This is a genomic window from Sulfitobacter sp. 1A15106 (genome assembly GCF_043556995.1).
In the GTDB taxonomy this organism is placed as follows: domain Bacteria; phylum Pseudomonadota; class Alphaproteobacteria; order Rhodobacterales; family Rhodobacteraceae; genus Sulfitobacter; species Sulfitobacter faviae.
Genome location: NZ_JBIFFM010000001.1, coordinates 498,725 through 516,387, shown reverse-complemented (window position 1 = coordinate 516,387; position 17,663 = coordinate 498,725). Strand labels below are relative to the sequence as shown.

Genomic DNA, 17,663 nt, shown 5'->3' with positions numbered 1-17,663 from the left:
AACTTCGGGGGATAGGATGAAAGACGGGAGAGTGGCACGCGACGGTCTGGTTTTGCTGGGCTGTGGCAAAATGGGATCGGCCATGTTGGAAGGCTGGCTGGCGCAGGGGCTGCCTGCAAGCGCGGTTTGGGTCGTGGACCCGAAACCGTCCGATTGGCTGCAAGGCACCGGCGTTAACCTGAACGCCGACCTGCCTGCCGCGCCAGCGGTGGTGCTGGTGGCGGTCAAACCGCAGATGATGGCGGACGCGCTGCCGACGCTTCAGGCGATGGGCAATGGTGAGACGCTGTTCGTCAGCGTCGCGGCGGGCACGACCATCGGCTATTTCGAAAGCGTCCTCGGCGGCGACACGCCCATTGTGCGGGCCATGCCCAACACGCCTGCTGCCATCTCCAAAGGGATCACCGCCATCGTCGGCAACGCCAAGGCGGGCAGTCGGTCCCTGGATGAAGCCGAAACGCTATTGAGCGCGGTGGGCGCGGTCGTCCGCCTGAACGAAGAGGCGCAGATCGACGCGGTTACCGGGGTCAGCGGCTCCGGCCCGGCCTATGTCTTTCACATGATCGAATGCATGGCCGCCGCCGGTGTGGCCCAAGGCCTGCCCGAGGAATTGGCGATGCAATTGGCCAAGGCGACGGTCGCCGGGGCAGGGGCGCTGGCGATGCAGGCTGAAGAGGATCCGGCGCAGCTGCGCGTCAACGTCACCAGCCCCAATGGCACGACCCAAGCGGCGCTTGAGGTTTTGATGGACGAGGCCCAAGGCTTCCCGCCCCTTCTCAAGCGCGCGGTCGCCGCCGCGGCGGACAGATCGCGGGAGCTGGCCAATGGCTGAGATCACTTTCGACGATTTCCTGAAAGTCGACATTCGCGTCGGCACCGTGACCCGGGCCGAAGCCTTTCCGGAAGCACGCAAACCGGCGATCAAACTCTGGGTAGATTTTGGCGAGGAGATCGGCGAGCGTAAGACCTCGGCCCAGATCACCGCGCATTATACGCCGGAGACGCTGGTGGGGCGGCAGGTCGTGGCCGTGGTCAACTTCCCCGCGCGCCAGATCGGGCCTTTCATGTCCGAGGTGCTGGTGCTCGGCCTGCCCGACAAGGACGGAGAGATCGTGCTTTTGTCGCCCGATCAAAAAGTGCCCGAAGGAGGGCGGATGCATTGAAAAAGATATTGATTGCCAGGCCTTTGCCCAAGGAAGTCACCGAAGCGTTGAAGGGCTGCAAAGTGACGGTGCGCGAGGAAACCGCGCCGCTCTCGGGCGAAGAAATGCGCGCCGCGCTGCGCGACTATGACGGGGTGATGCCGACCCTGGGGGATGCTTTCTCGGCCGAGGTTTTCGCCGATGTGCCCGAGCCGCGCTGCAAGATCCTTGCCAATTTCGGCGTCGGTTATAACCACATCGACGCGGCAGCGGCCCGCGCGGCGGGGGTGGAGGTGACCAACACCCCCGGCGCCGTCACCGATGCCACGGCGGATGTCGCCATGACGCTCATGCTGATGTCCGCCCGCCGCGCCGCCGAAGGGGAGCGGTTGAACCGCTCGGGCGCTTGGGAAGGGTGGCACCCGACCCAGATGCTGGGGCTGCACCTGACCGGCAAGCGGGTCGGCATCGTCGGCATGGGCCGGATCGGGCAGGCCATCGCGCGGCGGTGTCACTATGGCTTCGAGATGCAGGTCAGCTATTTTAACCGCAGCGCGAAGGAGTTGGAGTTCCCGGCCACCCGTGTCGAAAGCCTGACTGCGCTGGCCGAGGCCGTGGATGTGCTTGTCGTTGCCGTGCCCGGCGGCGGTGCCACGCGGCATTTGATCGATGAGGCCGTGCTCGGGGCGATGCAGCCCCATGCGCATCTGATCAACATCGCCCGCGGCGATGTGGTGCAGGAGGCGGCGTTGATCGCGGCCTTGCAAGCGGGGCGCATCGGTGGTGCCGGGTTGGATGTCTATGAATTCGAGCCCAAAGTGCCGCAGGCGCTGCGGGATCTCGACAATGCTGTGCTGCTGCCGCATCTCGGCACCGCGGCGCATGAAGTTCGTGTCGATATGGGGCTGATGGCGGTGGCCAATCTGCAAGCCTTCATTGACGGAGAGACCCCGCCAAACCGGGTTTAGCCGTCGCCCACGGCGGCGCGCCAGTGTTTGCGGCAGAGCGAGACATAGGTCTCGTTCCCGCCGATCTGCACCTGCGCGCCGTCCCGCATCGCTTGCCCTTCGGCGTCGCGGCGCACGACCATCGTGGCTTTCTTGCCGCAATGGCAAATGGTGCGCACTTCGCGCATCTCATCGGCCAGCGCCAGCAGGGTGGCGGAGCCGGGGAAAAGTTCACCCCGGAAATCGACGCGGAGGCCAAAACACATGATCGGCACGCCCAGATCATCCACCGCGCGGGCCAGTTGCCAGACCTGCTCGACCTCAAGAAATTGCGCCTCATCGACAAAGATACAGGCGCAGGGGCCTTGCTCCAACCGGGCTTCGATCTTGGCCAAAAGGTCTTCGCCCGGGGCGAAAGTATCGGCCTCTTGCCCGATGCCGATACGGGAGGCGATGCGACCTTCGCCCGCGCGGTTGTCGAACTGCGCGGTGAGCAAGAAGGGCACCATGCCGCGTTCCACATAGTTATGCGCCGCTTGAAGCAGCACCGTGGATTTACCGGCGTTCATGGTGGAGTAATTGAAGTAGAGCTTTGCCATGGGCAGGGTGTTACGCCGCCCATGACAGCGGATCAAGATGCAAACCCCGCCCTGATCTTAGGGCCGTACGCTGCGCGTCAGCCGCGCTTTTTGACGATGACGGAGCCGACGGAATAGCCCGCCCCGAAGGAGCAGATCAGCCCAGTGTCGCCGTCTTCCAGATCGTCGGAGTTCTTGGCGAAAGCGATGATCGACCCGGCGGAGGAGGTGTTGGCGTAGTCTTGCAGAATGTTGGGCTGTTCGCCCGGCTCAGGCTGCCGCCCCAGCACTTTGCGCCCAATGAAATCGTTCATCGACTTATTCGCCTGATGCAACCAGATGCGCTTGAGATCGGCGGACTCCAACCCGTTGTCGGCCATATGCCCGCCGATATGGTCGGCCACCATGGGTAACACTTCCTTAAACACTTTGCGCCCATTCTGCATGAACTGCATATCGCGCCGGTCGCTCAGCCCATCGGGGCGGGAGCGGCGGAGGAAGCCGTTGTTGTTGCGGATGTTGTTGGAATATTCGGTCGCGCAGCGGGTGGAGATGACGTCGAAACAGGGGCCTTCGACATCTTCGGCGCGTTCCAGCAGCGTGGCGGTGGCCACGTCACCAAAGATGAAGTGGCAATCGCGGTCACGCCATTCGAGGTGGGCGGAGCAAATCTCGGGGTTCACCACGAGGGCGGAGCGGATGGAGCCGGAGCGGATCATATCCGCCGCCGCCTGAATGCCGAAAGTCGCCGAAGAACAGGCGACGTTCATGTCAAAGGCAAAGCCCTTCACGCCGAGAAGCTCCTGAATCTCGATGGCCACGGCAGGATAGGCCCGCTCGAGGTTGGAGGCGGCGCAGATCACCGCGTCCACATCCTCGGCGCTCTTTCCAGCGGCGGCGAGCGCCTTTTGCGCGGCATCAATGGCCATTTCGGCCATGAGGGAAGGCTCCTCATCCGCGCGCTGGCGCAGCAGGGGGTGCATCACATTGGGGTCCAGCACGCCGGATTTATCCATGACATAGCGCTGTTCAATGCCGCTGGCTTTGACGATGAACTCTTCCGAAGAATGCGCCTTGGCCTCCAGGGTGCCCGCTTCGATCGCCTCGGCATTCTCGGCATTGTAGAGGTCGGCATAGGCGTTGAAGGCTTCGACCAGTTCGGCGTTGGTGATGGTTTGCTGCGGCGTGAAAACGCCCGTACCGGTGATGGCGGCTTGATACATCGGTGTGATCCCTTTCTCTCCAACGGCATGGCTGGTCTGATAAAGCTGAGCAGCCCCGGGCGAATTGCAAGGGCCGTTGTCATGTCGGTGCACTTTGATGCAGGGGGCAGCAAGGTGCAGGTTCCATACTTTAGCGAAACCGCACAGGACTTGCCACGGCTTTGACGGGGCAGACGTGTGAATGCCGCTACAGTTGCGAATTTTGATCGCCCCGGCCCCCGCGCGCTGGCTTGACTATGCAACCGGAAGCGCGCAGTGATTGAGCATTAGCAATCATTAATTGAACGAGAACAGTCAGGGTTTTTTTGAGGCAGCGGCCCCTCCGGCGCGTGATTTACAGGTCCACCATCCGCGGATGCCGCAGCCTAAAGCACAGAATTTGCTTACGGATTCAACCTCCGAAAAAGAGAGGTGTCATGAGGCGCAGTATTATCAGTCGAATGCTTTGCGAGCGGGCAAAGCGTTTTCGCAAGGACGAGGGCGGCGGCATGCTGGTCCTCATGTTGGTCGTGTTTTTCGGGATCACGATCTTTGGCGGGCTGGCCGTGGATCTGGCGAACCACGAGCGGACGCGGACCACCTTTCAGACCCACCTCGATAATGCCGTGCTCGCCGCGGCGAGCCTGTCACAAGACCTCGACCCTGAAGAAGTCGTGCGCAGCTATCTTACCTCAGCGGGGCTCGATCCTTCCGAGGTGGTGATCGACTCGAGCGAAGAAAAGATCGGCGGCATTCTGGTGGGGCGTACCGTCGAAGCCTCGCTCCCCGCCGGGCTGAACACCTATTTCTTCCGGTTTTTCGACATCGATTCACTCGGGATGACGATCAGCTCTGAGGCGACCGAACGGGTTGAGGATATCGAGATTTCGCTGGTGTTGGATGTGTCGGGGTCGATGGGGGAGAGGACCAGCGACCGCAGCGGGATCAAGCTGACCCTGCTGAAGAATGCGGCCATCGACTTCGTCGATACGATCCTAAGCGATACCGAAGAGGGACGCGTATCGATTTCGATCATTCCCTATTCGACCAAGGTAAATGCGGGAGAAGCTCTGCTGGGCCAGTATTCGACAACCACCGAACATAGCTATTCCCACTGCGTGGATTTCGATGGGAATGACTATGGTTCCTTGGCGATCGACCCCCAACAACAGATGCAACGGACAGGGCACTTCCAGTTCCAGAGCATGTCGAGTTCCAACCAGGAAAGGGGCCAATGGGTTTGCCGTAAAGACGCAGGCTTTGAAATTACTCCTTTGTCAGACTCGGTCGCGGCGCTGAGATCGCAAATCCTCGCTTTGACCGCCGAAGGGTCGACGTCGATCGACGTTGGTGCGAAGTGGGGGCTGGCCTTGCTCGACCCATCCGCACAGGGGCCGGTGAGCGGCTTGATCGACGCCGGTCTGGTCCCGCAGGAGTTTCAAGGCCGCCCGCACCCGCACGGGGCTGATAACAGTATGAAGGTTCTGGTGCTGATGACGGATGGTGAGAACTTTCCGGAATACCGTCTTGAGCCTGAGTATGCTTCCGGCGAGTCGGATGTGATCCGCACCGATTACGGGTCGGTGGTGTTCTATACAGTGGATTCTGCCGAACGCTCCAACGAATACGACGGGGATAATTCCTATCCTGAAGACTACTTTTATGCGACCCACCCTTGGGGCTCTGATCGTAGGTGGGATGATTACACACTGCTCAATCACCCCAGTCTAAGGCAATATAGGGATCAGGGGCAGGAAGAACGGCTCGACTGGCCCGAGGTTTGGGCCGAGATGTCCCCATATTACTACGGCTATAACCTCTATGGCCGGCGGCGGACGACAAGCTGGTGGGGCGGATCGCAGACTTGGAGTTCCCGCGCGAATAGTTTTTGGAACAACATGCACGACACCATCAGCGCGAGCGAGAAGGACCGCCGTCTGCGCCAAATCTGCGGCGTCGCGAACACCGCTGGCGTCGTGGTCTATTCCATCGGCATGGATGTCGACAGCACCAACTCCCTCAGCCTGTTGAAAGACTGCGCCTCTTCCGAGGCCCATTACTTCGACGTTCAGGGTCTGGAGATCCAAACCGCCTTCGACATGATCGCGGCGTCCATCTCTATGTTGAGGCTGACAAAATGATCCGCTTCGTCAAAGACCGCTTTCGCCGGTCCGAGGCGGGCGGGGTCACCATTGAGTTCGTCATTCTCTTGCCGCTCGTCTTTTACTTCTTCTTCCTCGCGCTTGAGACGGGCCTGTGGAGCGCGCGTGAGATCATGCTGCGCCGGGCCACGAATTTGGCCGTGCGGGACGTGCGTTTGGCCACCGGTTCTGTGCCAGGCTATGACGCGATGAAGGCGCTGATTTGTGAGCGGTCGGTTTTCGATGCGGGCTGCATCGAGAATATCCGGATCGAGATGCGCGCCATGCCGATTGCCGACTGGGCTGATCTGAACGGGGCTGCCCCCTGTGTCGACCGGGATGAGGATTTCGACCCGGCAAATGGCTTTCTGCCCGGTCAGCAGAACAACCTGATGATGATGCGGGTCTGTCGTTTGTTCGATCCGCTTTTGCCGGGGACAGGCTTGGGGCGCAAACTGCCCGAAGGGTCGGACGGCACATATGGCGTGCGGGTCACCACCGCTTTCGTGACGGAGCCGCGCGGATGAGGGGGATCGTATTCAAACGTTTCGTCCGGTCGGAAGAGGGCAGCCAGACGATTGCCTTTCTGGTTCTGCTGCCGCTGCTGGTCTGGTCGATCATGGCGATGCTGACCTTTACCGATGCCTTTCGGGTGCGCGGGATGGCGACAGATGCCACCGCCGTCATCGCCGACAGCCTGTCACGGCAGACGACGCCGATCAACGCCGCTGACCTCTTGGGCCTGCAGTCGGTGGCGGAGCAACTCACCGGTTACGAAGTCTCACTGCGCGTCACGCAGGTGCGGTGCATTCTGAATTGCGACAGTCTGGACCGCCGGATTTTGGCGGTGGATTTCTCGCAAGGTATCGGGCTGGACAGCCTGCTCGACCTCGACTTTATCGCGGGGCTTTCGCGCGAGCGGGTGCCGCTGATGGCCAATGGTGACCGTCTGGTGTTGGTGGAGACTTCTTTCATGCACGAGCCGATTGCGCAGATCGGCTTGGAGGGCACGGAGGTCAACGTCTCGCATGCCACACGGATGCGTTTCGCGCCTCAGCTTTGCTGGATCCGGTGCATCATCAGCTAAGCGGGCACCGATGCCCAAATGCGAAAGGGGCCGCCCGATGGGCAGCCCCTTTTCCTTATCCCTGAAGCGCTTTCACGCCGATCGCATCCTCGGCCTGCGCCTTGATCGCCAATGCGGCGGCATGGGCGCCTGCGGCGGTGGTGAAATAGGGGATCTTGTCATAGAGCGCGATGGAGCGGATCGACTTGCTGTCTTCGACCGCCTGTGCGCCTTCGGTGGTGTTCATCACCAGATGCACCTCGCCGTTCTTCATCATATCGGTGATGTCCGGGCGCCCCTCGTAGACCTTGTTCACCACATCGCAGGCATGGCCATTGGCGGTAAGCCATTCCGCCGTGCCACGGGTGCCGATGAGGGTAAAGCCTTGGTCTAGCAGGATCTTCGCCGCATCCAGCATGTTCTGCCCCTTATCCGCATCCTTGACCGACAGGAAGGCGCAGCCCTTGCGCGGCAGCGGGTTGCCCGCGCCCATCTGCGCCTTGAGGAAGGCGCGGGGGAAGTCGCGGTCCCAGCCCATGACCTCACCGGTGGAGCGCATTTCTGGCCCCAGCAGCGTGTCGACGCCGGGGAAACGGGCAAAGGGCAGCACCGCCTCTTTGACCGAGAACCAAGGCATATTGGGGTCGGCCAGCGTCATCGGGTCGCCCAAGGGCAGCGTGTCTTCATAGGCGGCCTGATCGGGGTAGGCGGGGCGCTGCGGGAAATTGCTCAGCGGCTCGCCGGCCATGATCCGCGCGGCGATGGAGGCGATGGCGCTGTCGGTCGCCTTGGCCACGAAGGGCACGGTGCGCGAGGCACGGGGGTTCACCTCGATGAGGTAAATCTCGCCGTCCTTCACCGCGAACTGGATGTTCATCAAGCCTACGACGTTAAGCGCCTTGGCCAGCGCGCGGGTCTGCTCTTCGACCTCTTCGATCACCTCGCGCGGAAGAGAGTAGGGCGGCAGCGAACAGGCGCTGTCGCCGGAGTGGACGCCCGCCTCTTCGATGTGCTGCATGATGCCCGCCACATGGACATTCTCGCCGTCGCAGAGCGCGTCGACGTCAAGCTCCACCGCGCCCGACAGGTAGCTGTCGAGCAGCACCGGGCTGTCGCCCGAGACCACCACGGCATTGGTGATGTAGCGCTCAAGGCTGGCCTGATCGCGCACGATCTCCATCGCGCGACCGCCCAGAACATAGGAGGGGCGGATCACCAGCGGGAAACCGATTTCCTTGGCGATTTCCATCGCCTCCGCATCAGAATGGGCGATGCCATTGCGCGGCTGTTTCAGGCCGAGGTTCAGCACAAGCTGCTGGAAACGCTCACGGTCTTCGGCCAGATCGATCATGTCGGGCGTGGTGCCGAGGATCGGAATGCCCGCTTCTTGCAAACCATTGGCAAGCTTCAGCGGGGTCTGGCCGCCGAACTGGACGATGACGCCGTGCAGCGTGCCGTTCTCCTGCTCGACGCGCAGGATCTCCATGACATGTTCAAAGGTCAGCGGCTCGAAATACAGGCGGTCGGAGGTGTCATAGTCGGTCGAAACCGTCTCGGGGTTGCAGTTGACCATGATGGTTTCATAGCCCGCATCCGTCAGCGCATAGCAGGCGTGGCAGCAGCAATAGTCGAACTCGATGCCCTGACCGATCCGGTTCGGGCCGCCGCCGAGGATCACCACCTTCTTACGGTCAGAGGGCCGCGCTTCACATTCCGCCTCACCCATCAGCGGGGTCTCATAGGTGGAGTACATGTAAGGCGTCTGCGCCTCGAACTCGGCGGCGCAGGTGTCGATGCGTTTGAACACGGCCTTGACGCCGAGCGCCAGCCGCGCGTCGCGGACCTGTGCTTCGCGGCTGTCGGTCAGCATGGCGAGGCGGGCATCGGTGAAGCCCATCATTTTCAACTCGCGGAAGGTATCGGCATCGCTTGGCAGGCCGCCCGTGCGAACGCCTTCCTCGGCCTCGATGATCTCACGGATGCGGGCAAGGAACCATGGGTCGAACATCGTATGCGTGTGCAGATCGTCATCCGACATGCCGTGGCGCATCGCTTGCGCGATGGTGCGCATCCGGTCGGGGGTAGGCGCCGATACGGCTTTGATAAGCGCCGCCATATTCTCAGGCGCGTCGCCGGGCAGGTCGCTGTTGAGCCCGGCGATTTCCACCTCGTCAAAGCCGGTGAGGCCCGATTCCATCGACGCCAGCGCCTTTTGCAGGCTCTCGTGGATGGTGCGGCCAATGGCCATGGTCTCACCCACCGATTTCATCGCGGTGGTCAGGTTGGGCTCGGCCCCGGGGAATTTCTCGAAGGCGAATTTGGGGACCTTGGTGACCACATAGTCGATGGTCGGCTCGAAGGAGGCGGGGGTGACGCCGGTGATGTCGTTGTCGAGCTCGTCCAGCGTGAAGCCCACGGCGAGCTTCGCGGCAATCTTGGCGATGGGGAAGCCCGTGGCCTTGGACGCCAGCGCGGAAGAGCGCGACACGCGCGGGTTCATCTCAATCACCACCATGCGGCCATCGGCAGGGTTCACCGCCCATTGCACGTTGGAACCACCGGTCTCCACCCCGATCTCGCGCAGCACCGCGATGGAGTGGTTGCGCATGATCTGGTATTCTTTGTCCGTCAGCGTCAGCGCGGGGGCCACGGTGATGCTGTCTCCGGTGTGCACGCCCATCGGGTCGATGTTCTCGATGGAGCAGACGATGATGGCGTTGTCGGCGGTGTCGCGCACCACCTCCATCTCGTATTCCTTCCAGCCCAGCAGGCTCTCGTCGACGAGGATCTGGCCCATCGGCGAGGCATCCATGCCCGAGCGGCAGTAGAACTCGTAATCCTCGCGGTTATAGGCCACGCCGCCGCCGGTGCCGCCCATGGTGAAGGCGGGGCGGATGATCGCGGGCAGGCCGACGTATTCAAGCGCTTCGAGCGCGAGGTTCACGCCGGCGGCGAGGTCTTTCTTACCGTCTTCGCGCTTGGGCGCGGTGACGATGGTGGCCTTGGGGTTTTCGATGCCCAGGCGGTCCATCGCTTCGCGGAAGAGCTTGCGGTCTTCGGCCATCTCGATGGCTTCGCGCTTGGCGCCGATCATTTCGACGCCGAATTTTTCAAGCACGCCCATTTCTTCGAGCGCGAGCGAGGTGTTGAGTCCCGTTTGCCCGCCCATGGTGGGCAGCAGCGCATCGGGGCGCTCTTTCTCGATGATCTTGGCGACGATTTCGGGCGTGATGGGCTCGATATAGGTGGCATCGGCGAGCCCGGGATCGGTCATGATCGTGGCCGGGTTGGAGTTGACGAGGATGACGCGGTAGCCTTCCTCTTTCAGCGCTTTACAGGCTTGGGCGCCGGAATAGTCGAACTCGCAGGCTTGTCCGATGACAATCGGCCCCGCACCAATGATCATGATCGACTGGATGTCGGTACGTTTCGGCATGGCGGCCCCCTAATTTTGCAAATTGTCCTGCCTTATAGGGATGGCGGCACGGGCTGCAAGGGGGGAATGGCTTTGACGGCCCCAGAAATAAGGGCGGGGCCGCCGGTTCAACCTTTGCAGGCGCTATGCAATGGCGATCCGCCGGGGCGGAAGCGGTCAGCCCGCGGGCGCGGCCCCGTCGGCGTTTAGAAAGATGCGCAGCGTGGCTTCGAACTCGCGCGGTTTCTCTGCGTGCAGCCAATGCCCCGCGCCGGGGATTTTGGCAAAGCGCGCTTGTGGGAACAGCGCCTTGATCGCATCGCGATGTTCGGGCTGGACATAGTCCGAGGCACCGCCCGACAGAAACAGGGTCGGCCCCGCGAACTGGCCGGTCACATCCTCGGGCCAGCCGATGATCTTGGGCATCTCCGCCTCAAGCGCGTCGAGGTTCAGCCGCCAGCGCTTGCCGGGCAGGTCGAGCGATTGGGTGAAAAAGCTTTGCAAGGCGCGCTCCACCCCCGCCTCGGCCAGCTGCGCCTCGGCGTCCGAGCGGCGCTCGACCCCGCTTAGGTCCACGCCGCGCATGGCGTCGATGAACTTTTGCTGCGTGTGGCCATAGGTGACGGGCGCGATGTCGGCGACGATAACGCGGCGCAGCAGATCGGGCTGGGTCAGCGCCAGCATCATCACCGCCTTGCCGCCCATGGAGTGGCCGCAGATGTCCACCGGGCCGCCCAGATGCGTGATTACCTCGGCCAGATCCTGCGCCATTTCGGGGTAGCTGTGGGTGTCGTGATGCGGGCTGCTGCCGTGGTTGCGCATGTCGACGGTGACGACATGACGGGCGTCCGCGAGGCGTTTGGCGATCACGCCCCAGTTGCGGCCAGAGCCATAGAGGCCATGGACGATAAGCAGGGTCGGGCGGTCGGCGGTGGCTTCGCCATATTCGGAGTAATTCAACATGCAGGCAAATTACGGGCATTGCAGCCCGGGGACCAGAGCGATTAGATGCGCCCATGATTGACCGCCAAGATTTCGACACCCGCGCCGAGGCGCTGCGCCCTCTGTTCGAGGACCGTCTGCGCATCAAGGCCCGCGATCTGCGTGAGGCATTTCACCGCGCCGGGCCGGAACTGCCGCGCGGCATTCGCGGCGATGGGATGTTGCTCAGCAAGACCGAGCATCTGGTCGCCAATCCCCATATCGCCCGCCAGTTGGAGGATGCCCCGGTTTGGGCCGCCTTCAACCGGGTTACGGCGCATTTGAAAGAGATCGACCCAAAGGCCCGGCGGCGCGGCATCATCCTTGACCGGCTGGCCGTGGTGGCCTTCAACATCCTTGTGGTCATCGTGGGCTTCGTGATCTGGCTTTGGTGGCGCGGCTACGTTTAGGCCGCCGCGCCCAAGGGCTCAGGCCGGGTCGTAGTCCGCGTCCGTTACCTTTTCCATCCATTCGACCGCCTCACCGACCTGTGCCTCTTGCAGGGCGATATGGGTCATGGCGCTGTCGGGCGCGGCGCCGTGCCAGTGTTTCTCTCCGGGGCCGAACCAGACGACATCGCCCTTGTTCAACGTTTGCACCGGGCTGCCTTCGGTCTGGGCGCGGCCTGTGCCTTCGGTAACGATCAGGGTCTGGCCCAGAGGGTGGACATGCCACGCGGTGCGCGCGCCGGGCTGAAAGGTCACCGTCACCCCGCGCAGGCGGGCGGGGGCGGGGGCCGAGATCAGCGGGGTCATCTCGACCTCTCCGGTGAAGTAATCGTCAGGGCCGGGTTCAGAGGGGCGGCTGCCCTTGGGGTGAATGATCATGCGGTTCTCCTTTGCAGAAGAATGTGGCGCGGGGAGGGGGGATCGGCAAGGGGGCTATCCGGCGATGATCGCCCGGAAACAAGGCGCTTTGCGCCGCCATGCAGCGTCCGACCGCCCCATGGGCGGGCGCTTTTGCTGCCGGGCACATCATCTTGGCCGCAGATCGTGGATGAGAAATAAAGGGGTAGGAACGCAGGTTGCGATGCCCACCCGTGGTCGGGCGCCGCCCGGCCGGAGAGTAAAGTAGCCCCCGCATCGCTGTGAGGGCCAGAGAGCTTAGAGGTTCGGATACATCGGGAAACGCTGGCACAGCGCTTCGACTTCGGCTTTCACCTTGGCCTCGACCTCGGCATTGCCATCGGCACCATTGGCCGCCAGCCCGTCGACCACTTCAATGATCCAATCGGCGATCTGGCGGAACTCGGCCTCACCAAAGCCGCGTGTCGTGCCCGCAGGGGAGCCGAGACGGATGCCGCTCGTCACCATCGGCTTTTCCGGGTCAAACGGCACGCCGTTCTTGTTGCAGGTGATATGCGCGCGGCCCAGAGCCTTCTCGGTGTCGTTGCCCTTCACGCCTTTGGGGCGCAGGTCGACCAGCACAACATGGGTGTCGGTGCCATGGGTCACGGTGTCGAGGCCGCCTTTGATCAACTGATCCGACAGCGCCTGCGCATTGGCGATGACCTGTTTGGCATAGGCTTTGAACTCAGGCTGCTGCGCTTCGCCAAAGGCCACAGCCTTGGCCGCGATCACATGCATCAGGGGGCCGCCCTGAATGCCGGGGAAGATGGCGGAGTTGATCTTTTTCGAGATCGCCTCGTCATTGGTCAAGATCATGCCGCCGCGCGGGCCGCGCAGGGTCTTGTGGGTCGTGGTCGTCGCCACATGCGCATGGGGGAAGGGGGAGGGATGCTCACCCGCTGCCACGAGCCCCGCGAAATGCGCCATGTCGACGAGCAGATAGGCACCCACGCTGTCGGCAATCTCGCGCATCTTGGCAAAGTCGATCTGACGCGGGATGGCAGAGCCACCGGCGATGATCATCTTGGGCTGATGCTCTTTCGCCAGTTCGGCGACTTGATCGTAATCCAGCAGGTTGTCCTGTTTGCGCACACCGTATTGCACGGCGTTGAACCATTTGCCCGACTGGTTCGGCTTGGCCCCGTGGGTCAGGTGGCCCCCGGCATCAAGGCTCATGCCCAGAATGGTGTCGCCCGGTTGCAGCAGCGCGGTGAAGACACCTTGGTTCGCTTGGCTGCCGGAGTTCGGCTGCACATTGGCGAACTGACAATCGAACAGCGCGCAGGCGCGTTCGATGGCGAGGTTCTCGGCCACGTCGACATGCTCACAGCCGCCATAGTAGCGGCGCCCCGGATAGCCTTCGGCGTATTTGTTGGTCATGATGCTGCCCTGCGCCTCTAGCACCGCAGCCGAAACGATGTTCTCGCTGGCGATCAACTCGATCTCGTCGCGCTGGCGGCCCAGTTCGGCATCGATCGCAGCGGCGAGGGCGGGGTCGGAATCAGCGAGAGATTTGGTGAAGAAATCGGACATCAGGGGATCCTCATTGGAGCTGGTTTCGCGTGTTGCCTATCGGAAACCCGGCCTAAGGTGAAGGCTGTAAACCGACAGGTTGCAAGATATGTGCGTCAACACTGGTGGCGCACGGAATAATGTGATTGTTTTGGCCCCAAACGCCGATGATCGGAAACTTCGCCGGAATGAGCCTGCTGACATGTCCTTAAAGATCGCTTTTGTGGCCAGCCGGGCCAGCGTGGCACAGACGGCGCGGGCCGCTTTGATCGGGCGGTATGGCGATGTGCCATTGCGTCAAGCCGAGGTGATCGTGGCGCTTGGGGGCGACGGGTTCATGCTGCATACGCTGCACAGCACCCAAGACATGGACGCGCCGGTCTATGGGATGAACCGGGGCACCATCGGCTTTTTGATGAACGCCTACCGAGAGGGCGACCTGCAAGCGCGGTTGGCGGCGGCGGAAGAGGCGGTGATCAACCCTCTGGTCATGCGCGCCACCCATATCGACGGGACGATTTCGACCGCGCTGGCGATCAACGAGGTGTCTTTGCTGCGCGCGGGGCCGCAGGCGGCCAAGCTGCGCATCACGATAGATGGGCGTCAGCGGATGGAGGAACTGGTCTGCGATGGCGCGCTGGTGGCGACCCCTGCGGGCTCCACCGCCTATAACTACTCCGCCCATGGGCCGATCCTGCCCATCGGTTCTGACGTTTTGGCCCTGACCCCGATTGCCGCCTTCCGCCCGCGCCGCTGGCGTGGGGCCTTGCTGCCGAAACGAGCCACGGTACGTTTTGACGTGCAAGAACCGCAAAAACGCCCCGTGATGGCCGATGCCGACGGCCAGTCGCACCGCGATGTCACGACGGTTGAAGTTTCCTCGGACCCCAGCGTCAGCCACCGGATCCTCTTCGATCCCGGCCATGGGCTGGAAGAGCGGTTGATCTCGGAGCAGTTCAACTGAACGCCAAGGGCGGCGCCTTTCCGCCGCACCTCGCGCCCGCCGGAACCCAGACTTCGCGCCAGCGTTGAGCCTGCAAGAGCGGGATCCTCCCGCGTCTTAACAGCCGAAGAAAGGAGACCTAAGATGAATTGGGACCGTATCGAAGGCAATTGGAACCAGATGACCGGCGCGGTGAAATCGCAATGGGGCGATCTGACCGATGACGAAATCGCCGAAGCCCGCGGCAACCGCGAGCAACTCGTCGGCAAGATTCAAGAACGCTATGGCATCGCCAAAGACGAGGCCGAGCGTCAAGTCGATGACTTCGCCGCGAAATACTGAGTTTCGTCGGCAGAATTAGAAAAGGCGACCCTTTGAGGGTCGCCTTTTGCGTTTCAAGAGAGGCTCAAGCCTCGTGCCACGCGCGGTCGCCCTTGTCGTCTTTGACGCGGGTGGGCAGGCCGATGTCGTCGAGCAGACCAAAGAGGGGCTTGGGGTCCAACTCTTCGACATTGACCATGGTGGCGGTGTCATAGGTGCCATCGGCGATCAGCATCGCAAAGGCCACCGGGGGCACGCCCGCGGTGTAAGAAATGCCTTGGCTGCCCACCTCGTTATAGGCGTCCTTGTGATCGGCGACGTTATAGACGAAGACCTCTACCTCCTCGCCGTCCTTCACGCCTTTCACCAAGTCACCGATGCAGGTCTTGCCGGTGTAGTTGGGCGCAAGGCTCGATGGGTCGGGCAGCACGGCTTTCACCACTTTCAGCGGGACGACCTCCAGCCCCTCGGCGGTGGTCACGGGCTGTTCGGACAGCAGCCCGAGGTTTTGCAAGACGGTGAAGACGTTGATGTAGTGATCGCCAAAGCCCATCCAGAAGCGCACGTCGGCCTGCGGGTAGTTCGCCGACAGCGAATGCACCTCGTCATGGCCCGACAGATAGGCCTTTTGCTTGCCGACCACGGGAAGGTCCCATTCGCGGCCCACTTCGAACATCTTGTTCTCTTGCCACGCGCCTTCCTGCCAGCTGTAGACCGTGCCGGTGAATTCGCGGAAGTTGATCTCGGGGTCAAAGTTGGTCGAGAAATACTTGCCGTGGTTGCCCGCGTTGATATCGACGATGTCGATGGATTTGACCTCATCCATGAACTCATCCACCGCGAAACGCGCGAAGGCGTTGACCATGCCGGGATCGAAGCCAGCGCCCAAGATCGCGGTCACGCCCGCTTCGGCGCAGGCCTCGCGGCGCTTCCATTCGTAGTTGCCATACCACGGCGGGGTCTCGCAAATTTTGGTCGGGTCTTCGTGGATCGCCGTGTCGATATAGGCAGCACCGGTGTCGATGCAGGCTTGAAGCACCGTCATGTTCACGAAGGGGGAGCCCACGTTGATGACGATCTGGCAGCCGGTCTCCTTGATCAGGGCGGCCACGGCATCAGTGTCCATCCCGTCGACGGCATGCGCCTTGAAGACGCCGTCCTGCTTCATCGCGTTTTTCTCATGCACGCTTGCGATGATCGCCTCGCATTTGGAGACCGTGCGGCTGGCGATATGCAAGTCACCCAAACGGTCATTATTCTGCGCGCATTTATGCGCCACGACCTGTGCGACGCCGCCCGCGCCGATAATAAGAACATTGCGTTTCATAGTGTTGACCTCTTTCCTTGTCACGACAGGGCGGCGGCGAAATCGTCATAGTCGAAATCGCGCACCATTCGGGTGGTTCCGTCCAACTCGCGCACCGCGATGCCGGGCATCTTCACGCCGTTGAACCAGTTTTTCTTGACCATCGTGTAACCGGCCGCGTCCTGGAAGCAGAGCCGGTCGCCCGCTTTCAGCGGCGTATCAAAGCGAAACTCGCCAAAGATATCGCCCGCAAGGCAGGACTTGCCGCAGATCATCCATTCGTGGTCACCGCTGTCGGGAATGACCTTCGCAGGCTCGCGGTAGATCAGCAGGTCGAGCATATGCGCCTCGATGGAACTGTCGACGATGGCAAGGTTCTTGCCGTTGTACATCGTGTCGAGCACGGTGACCTCCAGCGTCGCCGCCCCGGTGATCGCGGCCTCCCCGGGCTCAAGATAGACCTCCACGCCAAAGCGGTCGGCAAAGGCCTTGAGCCGCAGTGCCAGGTCGTCGAGCGGATAGCCTTCGCCGGTGAAATGGATGCCGCCGCCGAGGCTGATCCACTCCATCTTGTGCAGCACCGCGCCGAAGCGGTCTTCGATCAGGGTCAGCATCTCATCGAAACGGGCGAAGTCGTCATTCTCGCAGTTGTTGTGAAACATCAACCCGCTGATCCGGTCCGCAACCGCGTCGATCGCCGCAGGCTCATGCTCGCCCAGACGGCTGAAGGGGCGAGCGGGGTCGGCGAGATCAAAGTCCGAAGTGGAGACGCCGGGGTTCACCCGCAGCCCGCGGATATGGCTTGAGGATTGCGCATCGAACTTGTCGAGCTGGCCGATGGAGTTGAAGATGATCTTGTCGGCATGGCCCAGCACCTCGTCGATCTCATGCTCGGCATAGGCCACCGAATATGCATGGGTCTCGCCGGGGAATTTCTCGGCCCCGAGCCGCACTTCGTAAAGCGACGAGGAAGTCGAGCCGTCCATATACTCGGACATGAAGTCAAAGACCGACCATGTGGCGAAGCACTTCAGCGCCAGCAGGCAACGCGCACCGGAAAGCGCGCGGAGGCGGGCGATCTTTTCCATATTGTCGCGGAGATTGGCCTTGTCGATCAGGTAATAGGGTGTCTGCACGTCGAAAACCTTTCTGCGCGGCCGGAGGGCAAGCTCCGGGAGGGAAAAGACCCACTGAATGTGCTGTCGTGGTTGGCCCCGCCGGGGGGCATTTCCGGGGGCGCTTCGCATATTTTGCGCAAGCA

General features: G+C 62.2%; 17 protein-coding genes. 9 read left to right on the top strand and 8 right to left on the bottom strand.

The window, feature by feature from the left end; genetic code table 11:
• The first annotated feature begins 16 nt into the window (after nt 1-16).
• Genes proC through ACGYKA_RS02475 form a run of 3 tightly spaced genes read left to right on the top strand, consistent with a single transcriptional unit; the run spans nt 17 to nt 2,110 of the window.
• Complete coding sequence (gene proC, locus ACGYKA_RS02485; RefSeq protein ID WP_394411426.1) at nt 17-832, top strand: pyrroline-5-carboxylate reductase; 816 nt, start codon at nt 17-19, stop codon at nt 830-832.
• Nucleotides 825-1,163: a tRNA-binding protein gene (locus tag ACGYKA_RS02480; protein WP_209218245.1), complete on the top strand. Its 339-nt coding sequence runs from the start codon at nt 825-827 to the stop codon at nt 1,161-1,163. The genes proC and ACGYKA_RS02480 overlap by 8 nt, the downstream gene beginning before the upstream one ends.
• Nucleotides 1,160-2,110 carry a 2-hydroxyacid dehydrogenase gene (locus ACGYKA_RS02475; RefSeq protein ID WP_394411423.1) on the top strand — a complete coding sequence of 317 codons (951 nt, stop codon included), beginning with the start codon at nt 1,160-1,162 and terminating at the stop codon, nt 2,108-2,110. The genes ACGYKA_RS02480 and ACGYKA_RS02475 overlap by 4 nt, the downstream gene beginning before the upstream one ends.
• Here ACGYKA_RS02475 and ACGYKA_RS02470 read toward each other — a convergent pair.
• The gene (locus ACGYKA_RS02470) at nt 2,107-2,688 is read right to left on the bottom strand and encodes a thymidine kinase (RefSeq protein WP_067267300.1); all 582 of its coding nucleotides are present in this window, start codon (nt 2,686-2,688) and stop codon (nt 2,107-2,109) included. The genes ACGYKA_RS02475 and ACGYKA_RS02470 overlap by 4 nt on opposite strands.
• 77 nt (nt 2,689-2,765) lie before the next feature.
• Nucleotides 2,766-3,890, bottom strand: coding sequence for a beta-ketoacyl-ACP synthase III (locus ACGYKA_RS02465; RefSeq protein ID WP_394437825.1), 1,125 nt, complete (start codon nt 3,888-3,890; stop codon nt 2,766-2,768).
• 416 nt (nt 3,891-4,306) lie between these two features.
• On the opposite strand from ACGYKA_RS02465, the gene ACGYKA_RS02460 reads away from it, so the two are divergent.
• From ACGYKA_RS02460 to ACGYKA_RS02450, 3 genes are read left to right on the top strand one after another with little or no spacing between them, the layout of a single operon-like run.
• Complete coding sequence (locus ACGYKA_RS02460; RefSeq protein ID WP_271688128.1) at nt 4,307-6,010, top strand: TadE/TadG family type IV pilus assembly protein; 1,704 nt, start codon at nt 4,307-4,309, stop codon at nt 6,008-6,010.
• Nucleotides 6,007-6,537 carry a TadE/TadG family type IV pilus assembly protein gene (locus tag ACGYKA_RS02455; protein WP_271688127.1) on the top strand — a complete coding sequence of 177 codons (531 nt, stop codon included), beginning with the start codon at nt 6,007-6,009 and terminating at the stop codon, nt 6,535-6,537. The genes ACGYKA_RS02460 and ACGYKA_RS02455 overlap by 4 nt, the downstream gene beginning before the upstream one ends.
• On the top strand, nt 6,534-7,097 hold the full coding sequence (locus ACGYKA_RS02450; RefSeq protein WP_394411420.1) for a TadE/TadG family type IV pilus assembly protein: 564 nt from the start codon (nt 6,534-6,536) through the stop codon (nt 7,095-7,097). The genes ACGYKA_RS02455 and ACGYKA_RS02450 overlap by 4 nt, the downstream gene beginning before the upstream one ends.
• Before the next feature lie 55 nt (nt 7,098-7,152).
• Here ACGYKA_RS02450 and carB read toward each other — a convergent pair whose 3' ends face one another.
• Together carB and ACGYKA_RS02440 are read right to left on the bottom strand one after the other, a co-directional pair.
• Nucleotides 7,153-10,512 (bottom strand): carbamoyl-phosphate synthase large subunit, encoded by a 3,360-nt coding sequence (gene carB, locus ACGYKA_RS02445; RefSeq protein ID WP_394411417.1) that lies wholly within the window; start codon nt 10,510-10,512, stop codon nt 7,153-7,155.
• Nucleotides 10,513-10,668: 156 nt separating this feature from the next.
• Entirely contained in the window at nt 10,669-11,454 is a 786-nt protein-coding gene (locus ACGYKA_RS02440; protein WP_394411414.1) for an alpha/beta fold hydrolase, read from the bottom strand.
• 53 nt (nt 11,455-11,507) lie between these two features.
• On the opposite strand from ACGYKA_RS02440, the gene ACGYKA_RS02435 reads away from it, so the two are divergent.
• Nucleotides 11,508-11,882, top strand: a complete 375-nt coding sequence (locus ACGYKA_RS02435) for a hypothetical protein (protein ID WP_394411411.1) — start codon at nt 11,508-11,510, stop codon at nt 11,880-11,882.
• Between the two features lie 18 nt (nt 11,883-11,900).
• Here ACGYKA_RS02435 and ACGYKA_RS02430 read toward each other — a convergent pair whose 3' ends face one another.
• Nucleotides 11,901-12,299 carry a cupin domain-containing protein gene (locus tag ACGYKA_RS02430; protein WP_271693095.1) on the bottom strand — a complete coding sequence of 133 codons (399 nt, stop codon included), beginning with the start codon at nt 12,297-12,299 and terminating at the stop codon, nt 11,901-11,903.
• A 276-nt stretch (nt 12,300-12,575) separates the two neighbouring features.
• The gene (glyA, locus tag ACGYKA_RS02425) at nt 12,576-13,853 is read right to left on the bottom strand and encodes a serine hydroxymethyltransferase (protein ID WP_259945921.1); all 1,278 of its coding nucleotides are present in this window, start codon (nt 13,851-13,853) and stop codon (nt 12,576-12,578) included.
• 181 nt (nt 13,854-14,034) lie between these two features.
• Between glyA and ACGYKA_RS02420 the strand changes: the two genes are divergently transcribed.
• The gene (locus ACGYKA_RS02420) at nt 14,035-14,796 is read left to right on the top strand and encodes an NAD kinase (RefSeq protein ID WP_067267283.1); all 762 of its coding nucleotides are present in this window, start codon (nt 14,035-14,037) and stop codon (nt 14,794-14,796) included.
• A 123-nt stretch (nt 14,797-14,919) separates the two neighbouring features.
• Nucleotides 14,920-15,117 carry a CsbD family protein gene (locus ACGYKA_RS02415; RefSeq protein WP_067267282.1) on the top strand — a complete coding sequence of 66 codons (198 nt, stop codon included), beginning with the start codon at nt 14,920-14,922 and terminating at the stop codon, nt 15,115-15,117.
• 64 nt (nt 15,118-15,181) lie between these two features.
• Here ACGYKA_RS02415 and ACGYKA_RS02410 read toward each other — a convergent pair whose 3' ends face one another.
• Nucleotides 15,182-16,423 (bottom strand): saccharopine dehydrogenase family protein, encoded by a 1,242-nt coding sequence (locus ACGYKA_RS02410; protein WP_271688118.1) that lies wholly within the window; start codon nt 16,421-16,423, stop codon nt 15,182-15,184.
• A gap of 20 nt (nt 16,424-16,443) precedes the next feature.
• A complete protein-coding gene (locus ACGYKA_RS02405) occupies nt 16,444-17,538 on the bottom strand; it encodes a carboxynorspermidine decarboxylase (protein WP_394411408.1) in 1,095 nt (364 codons plus the stop codon).
• Nucleotides 17,539-17,663 lie beyond the last annotated feature (125 nt).

What these genes read in the sequence shown, in the direction of transcription:
- proC (WP_394411426.1), top strand. Translation starts at nt 17, where the DNA reads ATGAAAGACGGGAGAGTGGCACGCGACGGTCTGGTTTTGCTGGGCTGT.
- ACGYKA_RS02480 (WP_209218245.1), top strand. Translation starts at nt 825, where the DNA reads ATGGCTGAGATCACTTTCGACGATTTCCTGAAAGTCGACATTCGCGTC.
- ACGYKA_RS02470 (WP_067267300.1), bottom strand. Translation starts at nt 2,688, where the DNA reads ATGGCAAAGCTCTACTTCAATTACTCCACCATGAACGCCGGTAAATCC.
- ACGYKA_RS02465 (WP_394437825.1), bottom strand. Translation starts at nt 3,890, where the DNA reads ATGTATCAAGCCGCCATCACCGGTACGGGCGTTTTCACGCCGCAGCAA.
- ACGYKA_RS02460 (WP_271688128.1), top strand. Translation starts at nt 4,307, where the DNA reads ATGAGGCGCAGTATTATCAGTCGAATGCTTTGCGAGCGGGCAAAGCGT.
- ACGYKA_RS02455 (WP_271688127.1), top strand. Translation starts at nt 6,007, where the DNA reads ATGATCCGCTTCGTCAAAGACCGCTTTCGCCGGTCCGAGGCGGGCGGG.
- ACGYKA_RS02450 (WP_394411420.1), top strand. Translation starts at nt 6,534, where the DNA reads ATGAGGGGGATCGTATTCAAACGTTTCGTCCGGTCGGAAGAGGGCAGC.
- carB (WP_394411417.1), bottom strand. Translation starts at nt 10,512, where the DNA reads ATGCCGAAACGTACCGACATCCAGTCGATCATGATCATTGGTGCGGGG.
- ACGYKA_RS02440 (WP_394411414.1), bottom strand. Translation starts at nt 11,454, where the DNA reads ATGTTGAATTACTCCGAATATGGCGAAGCCACCGCCGACCGCCCGACC.
- ACGYKA_RS02435 (WP_394411411.1), top strand. Translation starts at nt 11,508, where the DNA reads ATGATTGACCGCCAAGATTTCGACACCCGCGCCGAGGCGCTGCGCCCT.
- ACGYKA_RS02430 (WP_271693095.1), bottom strand. Translation starts at nt 12,299, where the DNA reads ATGATCATTCACCCCAAGGGCAGCCGCCCCTCTGAACCCGGCCCTGAC.
- glyA (WP_259945921.1), bottom strand. Translation starts at nt 13,853, where the DNA reads ATGTCCGATTTCTTCACCAAATCTCTCGCTGATTCCGACCCCGCCCTC.
- ACGYKA_RS02420 (WP_067267283.1), top strand. Translation starts at nt 14,035, where the DNA reads ATGTCCTTAAAGATCGCTTTTGTGGCCAGCCGGGCCAGCGTGGCACAG.
- ACGYKA_RS02415 (WP_067267282.1), top strand. Translation starts at nt 14,920, where the DNA reads ATGAATTGGGACCGTATCGAAGGCAATTGGAACCAGATGACCGGCGCG.
- ACGYKA_RS02410 (WP_271688118.1), bottom strand. Translation starts at nt 16,423, where the DNA reads ATGAAACGCAATGTTCTTATTATCGGCGCGGGCGGCGTCGCACAGGTC.